The following is a 1,001-nucleotide window of genomic DNA, read 5'->3' on the forward strand; positions in this document are numbered from 1 at the left end:
TTCAGGATTTTTATGCGGTTTCTTATCTGTTTCTTTTGTGCTGCTGATTGGTACTACTAGATATAAACCTCGATGTTTACCAATAACAACAACTGCTCTTTTTTTGATTATCTCATTAGGAATCCTGTAGTTATAGTCATCCTCACACGCAAAATCTCGGTTAGACGTTGTACTTACTCCATCCGTATGTTTGAACAAGCCAAACTCACATTCATATATATGCCCAATACGGACGTTCCCTGATATTTTAAGTCGAGCCATTAAGCCACCTATTTGATTGATTTCCAATGTCTTTTTATTGTTGCTATCCCTAACCCAGAAAGCTCCTGAACAGCTTTCTGGGTGGGTTTTTTGTTATCCAAAATCAATGCTTGGTATGCAGCTTTAGCTTTGGATAAAACACTTTCCGTCCGTTTTGTATTCGTATAATGCGCCCCCATAGACTGCCTAGTTTCAAGTGGTTGGCTAGAATCAAGCTGCATTTTTCGCTCTCTAGCTCTAATCTTGCTGCGATTTCGCCACGTCCACTTCGAAACGCTTTTCGCAATACACATGATTTCGTTAAAGCTTAAAGGCTCACTGAACTGTGCGTTAAGTTCATCGATCTTACACTCCAAATGCGCGTGAAATGTCTTGTGTGAATCGAAGTGATGAACAACAGCATAAGCGTGATAACGCAAGGCTCTGAATAAACTAACGTTGCGTTCATAATCCGCAAGTTCTACGGGATTGTCATAGCTTCTCTTGTCTAGATCTCCACATCCATCATGCAGCTCCGCAAGCGAATACTCATGATCATGAAAGACCGTAACAAGCCAATCACTATGCATAGGGTTTTTTGTTATCAGGTGTGCAAAACCCGCGTCTGAGTTTAATAAACGCTTGTACGTGCGATGAATTGCAGCAAGATAAGCTAAGGGTTTTTCTCTTGCGTTTTCCGTTGTGCAAACAGGGCTTATCGCATAAGACATATGGTATTTGCGACTATCGCGAGAGAAGGC

General features: G+C 41.3%; 1 protein-coding gene and 1 pseudogene. Both read right to left on the reverse strand.

The genetic code is table 11. The features are described from left to right. Positions 1 to 261, reverse strand: a pseudogene (locus R7R78_RS24595) (hypothetical protein); the annotation flags it as partial. Positions 262 to 269: 8 nt separating this feature from the next. Beyond that, positions 270 to 1,001, reverse strand: a 732-nt coding sequence (locus tag R7R78_RS24600) for a replication initiation protein (RefSeq protein WP_263856311.1), incomplete at its 5' end; no start/stop codon positions are given.

It is taken from the genome of Vibrio sp. 2134-1 (genome assembly GCF_033339495.1).